The organism is Aquibium sp. A9E412, assembly GCF_030398335.1.
Taxonomy (GTDB): domain Bacteria; phylum Pseudomonadota; class Alphaproteobacteria; order Rhizobiales; family Rhizobiaceae; genus A9E412.
In genome coordinates, this window is record NZ_JAOAOP010000026.1 from 40,845 (window position 1) to 46,891 (window position 6,047).

Consider the following 6,047-nt stretch of genomic DNA (forward strand, 5'->3'; position numbering starts at 1 on the left):
CGGTCCGCCGTCCGCCCCTCAGCGGCCGGGGCAGCCGGCCGGCCGGGCCGGGGCGGGCAGCGGGCCTTGCCAGTGCGCCTCGAGGTCGGCGGCGAGCTGCGCGGCCGAGCGCCGCTGCCAGTCGCGTGCGTCGCTGCTGACATAGAGCACCGGCCCGAGGCCGATCGTGCCCCGCGCCGCCCCCAGCGCCACCTCGTCGGGCAGGATCGTCTGGCGGCCGTAGACCAGCCGTACGGGCAGCCGCAGGTCGGGCGCAACCGTGGCGACCAGCTCGGTGCAGAAGACGGCGCCGTCGTCGGCGCTGTCGAAGTGGAAATCGAAGCGCTCGCCGAGGAAGCCGAAATAGCCGGCCACCGCACGCCGCCGGCCCGCCGCGCCATAGCCCGCCGGCCGCAGCACCACCAGACCGTCGACATCGAGCACCACGTCGGGCGGCGACAGGTGCACGCCCTTCTGGTCGGCCTCCACGAAGCTGGCGCCGGCGCGGATCGCCGCGTGATGCGGCACGATCGCCGGATGGCGCCACAGGCCGAGGGCGCGCAGTTGCGCCTCGTCGCCGACATAGATCGCCGCGTGGCCGAACAGGCCGGGGATGGTGCGGCCGGACAGCCGGTTCTTGGCGCTGACGACCACGAGATCTGCCGGCCGCAGGGTCTTCTCCACCAGCGCAAGGGCCTCCGGATGCGCGGGCAGGTGGCCCTGGCGCAGCCGCACCTGCGCGATCGCGCGGCCGATCAGCGGGGCGGCCGGCTCGGCCAGCGCCACGAGCCAGGCCGGGTAGCGCTCCGCCCGCTCGCAGCATGCGCCCGCCTGGCCGCCGCCGTCCGGCGCGCGCGTCTGCGCGCATCCGCCCAGCCCGATTGCCGCTGCCAGGAGCAGCGCGATCCGCCCACGATGTCTTGTCACGTCCCCGCTCCGTTTCCCCGCCCGAACACAGCCCAGCGCCGCGTCGCTGTCAACGGCCGGCCGCCGCCGGCTTGGCAAGCGGCCAAGGGCGGGCCACAGTGGCGGCGAATCGATGTTCAGCCGAAGCCGGTGATGACAGCCAGCCGCATCCGCCACGCCCGGCCGCCGCGCCGCTCTGCGCAGCCGCGCGCCGCGGAGGGCGCGTGAAGCGCGCCTTCGACCTCGTCGCCGCGGCCGCCGGTCTGGCGCTGGCGGCCCCGCTGATCGCCGTCCTCGTCCTGCTGGTGCGGCTGGAATCGCCGGGTCCCGGCCTGTTCGTGCAGACGCGCGTCGGCCGCGCGGGCCGCCCGTTCCGCTGCCGCAAGCTGCGCACCATGCGCGCGGGCACGGCCGCCGTGCCGACGCACGAGGCGCCCGCCGACGCCGTCACCCGGCTCGGTCGCATGCTGCGGCGCAGCAAGCTCGACGAGCTGCCGCAGCTGTGGAACGTGCTCGTCGGCGAGATGAGCTTCGTCGGCCCGCGGCCCTCGCTGACCAGCCAGGGCGTGCTCATCGCCGAGCGGCGCCGGCGCGGCGTGCTGGCGCTCAGGCCGGGCATCACCGGGCTGGCGCAGGTGCACGGCATCGACATGTCCGACCCGCGGCGGCTGGCCGAGGTCGATGCGCGCTATCTGGCGGAGCGCTCGCTCGCGCTCGACCTGCGCATCCTGGCGGCGACGCTGTTCGGCGGCCGCGCGCCCGGCCTTCGCCCGTCATGCGAGCCGGTGCCGCCGGCCGGCCGCAGGCCCGGCGCGGACGCGCGCTGAAGGCAAAGGCGGACGGCGGCCGCAACCGGCCGGCGCGATCGGGAACAGCGCCGCGCCGTTATGCGTTCGGCGGCTGAAGGTTGCTGCGACGACGAGCCGGTTCATGCATCGCGAACGCCCCGAACTGCTTCTCGTGCTGGCCGCGCTCGCCCTGCTCGGCTGCGCGGCGCTGATCGGCGGCACGCTGATCGCCCAGGCACTCGTGCCACGCTACGACTGGGTCTCCGACACCATCAGCGACCTCGCGGCGGGGCGCTCGAAGATCTATATGGACATCGCGCTCTACGGCTATGCCGCCGGGCTGTTTGCGGTCGCGCTGGCCGCCGCCCACCTCCAGTTGGGCGGCATGCGGTGGTCGTTCGGCACGCTGGCCATCGCCGTCCTTGCCGGTCTCGTCATCGTCGTCGCCGCGCGCGACGATTATGGCGACAACGCCAGCGGCGGCCCGGTGATCCACATCTATCTGGTCTACGCGCTGGGCGCTCTCTTCTTGCTGGCGCCGCTCGCAATGGCGCACGGGCTGCGGCGCGACCATCCCCGAGCCCGGCGCGTGCTGCTGGTTCTTGCAGCGCTGTGGGCCGTCGCCGCACCGTTCTTCTTCGTCATGCCCACCGGAATCGACGGCCTTTACGAGCGCCTGCTGGGCCTCGTGGCCGGCGCCATGACGGCCACCTTCGGCATCGTCTTCGCCCACCGGGGCTGGCAGGCCCGCACCGTGCAGCCGGTTCAGCGGTAGACCCGCTCGATTCGGTCGAACGCGCCCAGCGCGTGGTCCTCGCGGAAGCGGGCGTGATCGGCGATCAGCCGGTCGGCCGCCTCCTCGGTGAAGCGCACGATGTCGGCGACGAACAGCGCGCGCGGGCTCGCCGCCGCCACGATCGAGGGCTCGACGTCGTAGTCGATCTGGCCGAGATCGTCCGACAGCGCGTGCGCCTGCGCCAGCGCCGCGCCGCACACCCGCGCATAGGCCTTCCAGGAGCCGTAGCCGAGATCGTCGAGGTCGATGTCGTCGCGGAATGGCGCGCGCTCGCGGCTCATGTAGCTCTCGCCCTCGATGGTCACGGCGCCGAAGAAGATGTCGCCGCGGGCGAGCTGCACCGCCTGGCCGTGCGCGATGCGGTCGGCCTCGGCGCCGGCGTGGAAGTCCGACGGCGGCGTCAGCCCCTCGAGCGCCGAGCGGCGCGCCCGCTTGAACTCGATGATCAGGTCGTCGGTGGCGTCCTTCGACGGCCCCTCGATCAGCACGTAATAGCGCGGCAGGCCGAGCGAGGCGGTGCCCTGGCCGTGCCGCGCGCACACGTCCTTGACCTTGAGCTCGCCGACCCGGTGCGGCGCCGCGATGCCGTTCGCCTCGGCGAGATCGTCGATCGCCTTCTGGAATGTGTCGACGCGGTTCGTCAGCGGCTGCAGCTCGTCGCTGGCGCGGAAGCCGCGGCCCGACGGCTCCAGATAGTCGTCCCACAGCCAGTCGCGCCGCTCCTCCCACGCCTCGGCGAACAGGCGGCGGATCACCTCCGGCGCGTTGTCCATGCGGTAGTCGTCGTTCTTCTCCGTGGCGTGCTCGGCATAGCCGCGCATCGCCGCCAGGTACCCCTTGACGAATTTCGCCACCACCTTGCGCCGCTTCTTGCGCTTCATCCCCGCCACCTCGCGCGCGGCGATCCAGAAGCCGACCGCGCCGCGCTTGATGTCCCAGGTGAAGGGCGCGTAGATCGCCTCGTCGAAATCGTTGACGCCGAAGATCGGCGCGCCGTTCTCGTCGGGCATCACGCCGAAATTCTCCGGGTGGACGTCGCCCAGCGCCATGACCGAGGGCATGTGCGCGTCCTGGCCGGCCATGTCGCGGTAGAACAGCAGCGCCGTGCCGCGGAAGAACTTGAACAGGTCGCCGGCCAGCTCGTCGAACTTCTCCCTGGCGCCGAGCGAGCGTTGCTCGATGCGCCGGGCATGATCCTCGCGGATCGTCGAGCGCACGTGCTCGCGCCGCGCCTGGCCCGACAGCGCTGCGGGCGGTCCCGCCTCCTCGCCCGCGGCGATGCGGCCGGCCAGCGTGCGGAAGCCCTCGACGCGGCCTTCGGCCTTGCGCGAGGGCTTGATCCCGGCGCCCTGCCTGCGCGTCTTTCCTGTCCCCGCCTTCGACGGCGAGCGGCGCTGTGCGGCCATGCGGCGTTCCCCTTGCTCGTTCCCGGGGCAAACGCCGCCAGGCCGGGCGGCGTTCCGGCGGGCTCCGCGCGGCCGGTGCGAACTGGCCGCGAATTGGCCATTGAGATCGCCGGCCGCCGGCCTATCCTGCGGTCCGAGGGTGCGAACGGTGCGAGGCGAGGCGATGGGCGAGAGGCGGTTCCGGTCGCAGAACTGGTTCAACGATCCCGACAATTTCGAGATGTCGGCGCTCTACTGCGCCTGGCACATGAACGACGGCACGACGCGCGAGGAGCTGCAGTCGGGCAAGCCGATCATCGGCATCGTCCAGTCGGGCTCCGATCTCACCCCGTGCAACAAGATCCACCGCCAGACCGTCGAGGCGGCGCGCGACGGGGTCAGGAACGCCGGCGGCATCCCGTTCGTCTTTCCCGGCTTCCCGTTGCAGGAGACGACGGCGCGGCCGACGGCGCATCTCTACCGCAACCTGGCTGCCATGGTGCTGATCGAGGTGCTGCACGCCTATCCGATCGACGGCGTGATCTTCACCACCGGCTGCGACAAGACCGTTCCCTCCGCGCTGATGGCGGCCGCGTCGGTCGACCTGCCGTCCGTCGTCCTGTCCGGCGGGCCGATGCTCAACAGCTATTTCGAGGGTCGCCGCTCCGGCTCCGGCATGGCCGTGTGGGAGGCGCGGCGCAAGCTCAAGGCCGGCAGCTTCACCGAGGAGCAGTTCTTCGAGGCCGTCGCCGCCTCGACGCCGTCGCTCGGCCACTGCAACACGATGGGCACCGCGCTGACCATGAACGCGATGGCCGAGGCGCTCGGCATGAGCCTGACCGGCAGCGCGGCGATCCCGGCCGTCTACCGCGAGCGCATGCGCAATGCCTTCGAGACCGGCCGGCGCGCCGTCGCCGTCACCATCGAGGACCTGCGTCCGCGCGCCGTGATGACCCGCACCGCCTTCGAGAATGCCATCGTCGCCCTGTCGGCGATCGGCGGGTCGACCAACGCGCACCAGCATTTGACGGCGATCGCCCGCCACTGCGGCATCGAGCTGGCGCCCGAGACGTGGACGGACAAGGGCTATCGCGTGCCGCTGCTCGTCAACCTGCAGCCGGCCGGCAGCTATCTGGGCGAGGATTTCTTCCGCGCCGGCGGCGTGCCGGCGGTCATGGGCGAGCTGCTGCGCGCCGGCCTGCTCGACGGCGAGGCGCGCACGATCGGCGGCGCGCGGCTGGCCGAGGCCGTCGGCGACCGCACCATCGCCGACACCGACGTGATCCGCCCGTTCGCGCGGCCGCTGCAGGAGAATGCCGGCTTCGCCATCCTGCGGTCGAACTTCTTCGACTTCGCGCTGATGAAGATCAGCGTCATCAACGAGGCGTTCCGCCGCGCCTATCTCAGCCGGCCGGGATCGGAGGGCGTCTTCGAGGCGCGCGCCACCGTGTTCGACGGCGTCGAGGACTATCACCGGCGCATCAACGACGAGGCGCTGGCGATCGACGCCCGCTCGATCCTGGTGATGCGCGGCGCCGGCCCGCTCGGCTGGCCGGGCTCGGCCGAGGTTGTCAACGTCCAGCCGCCCGACCGGCTGATCCGCGAGGGGGTGCGGATGCTGCCGACCATCGGCGACGGCCGCCAGTCCGGCACCTCCGACAGCCCGTCCATCCTGCACGTGGCGCCGGAGGCGGCGCTCGGCGGCGGGCTGGCCCTGCTGCGCGACGGCGACATGCTGCGCATCGATCTGAACGCGTTCCGCTGCGACCTGCTGCTCGACGAGGCGGAGATCGCGCAGCGCCGGCGCGAGGCGGTGGCGCGGCAGCCGGACTGGGACACGCCGTGGCAGGAGATCCACGGCAGCAGCGTCGGGCCGCTGGCGACCGGCGCCTGCTCCGATTTCATGCTGCGCTACGCCGAGATCGGCGACCGGATCCCGCGCCACAATCACTGAGAACGGGAGGGCCGGACGGTCTGTGCGGCTGGCTGGGGCGGCAGGATTCGAACCTGCGCATGGCGGTACCAAAAACCGCTGCCTTACCGCTTGGCTACGCCCCAATCCGCCGGCCGGCCGTCGTCCGGGATCGGACCCCGGCTTTAGAGCCGTTCTGCGTTTCACGGAATCGCAGATCGGCTCTAACTCATTGTTTTCACGCGTTTCCGAACGGCGAACCGGTTTCCACTTCGCCTGGA

The 6,047-nt window shown here is 72.2% G+C and carries 5 protein-coding genes and 1 tRNA gene; 3 read left to right on the plus strand and 3 right to left on the minus strand.

What is annotated here, in order from left to right; translation table 11 throughout:
* Positions 1–18: 18 nt before the first annotated feature.
* The gene (locus tag N1F89_RS11475) at positions 19–906 is read right to left on the minus strand and encodes a YiiX/YebB-like N1pC/P60 family cysteine hydrolase (protein ID WP_290084229.1); all 888 of its coding nucleotides are present in this window, start codon (positions 904–906) and stop codon (positions 19–21) included.
* 203 nt (positions 907–1,109) lie between these two features.
* Between N1F89_RS11475 and N1F89_RS11480 the strand changes: the two genes are divergently transcribed.
* Both N1F89_RS11480 and N1F89_RS11485 read left to right on the plus strand, forming a co-directional pair.
* Positions 1,110–1,712, plus strand: a complete 603-nt coding sequence (locus N1F89_RS11480) for a sugar transferase (protein WP_290084230.1) — start codon at positions 1,110–1,112, stop codon at positions 1,710–1,712.
* Between the two features lie 103 nt (positions 1,713–1,815).
* Positions 1,816–2,448, plus strand: coding sequence for a DUF998 domain-containing protein (locus tag N1F89_RS11485; protein WP_290084231.1), 633 nt, complete (start codon positions 1,816–1,818; stop codon positions 2,446–2,448).
* Here N1F89_RS11485 and N1F89_RS11490 read toward each other — a convergent pair.
* On the minus strand, positions 2,439–3,875 hold the full coding sequence (locus N1F89_RS11490; protein ID WP_290084232.1) for a DUF2252 family protein: 1,437 nt from the start codon (positions 3,873–3,875) through the stop codon (positions 2,439–2,441). The genes N1F89_RS11485 and N1F89_RS11490 overlap by 10 nt on opposite strands.
* 163 nt (positions 3,876–4,038) lie before the next feature.
* Here N1F89_RS11490 and N1F89_RS11495 point away from each other — a divergent pair, with 163 nt between their 5' ends.
* Positions 4,039–5,808, plus strand: coding sequence for an IlvD/Edd family dehydratase (locus N1F89_RS11495; RefSeq protein WP_290084233.1), 1,770 nt, complete (start codon positions 4,039–4,041; stop codon positions 5,806–5,808).
* A 29-nt stretch (positions 5,809–5,837) separates the two neighbouring features.
* On the opposite strand, the gene N1F89_RS11500 is transcribed toward N1F89_RS11495, so the two are convergent.
* Positions 5,838–5,912: transfer RNA gene (locus N1F89_RS11500), tRNA-Gln, on the minus strand.
* Positions 5,913–6,047: the final 135 nt, after the last annotated feature.

Coding starts and splice junctions, on each gene's coding strand:
- N1F89_RS11485 (WP_290084231.1), top strand. CDS start 1,816: ATGCATCGCGAACGCCCCGAACTGCTTCTCGTGCTGGCCGCGCTCGCC.
- N1F89_RS11490 (WP_290084232.1), bottom strand. CDS start 3,875: ATGGCCGCACAGCGCCGCTCGCCGTCGAAGGCGGGGACAGGAAAGACG.
- N1F89_RS11495 (WP_290084233.1), top strand. CDS start 4,039: ATGGGCGAGAGGCGGTTCCGGTCGCAGAACTGGTTCAACGATCCCGAC.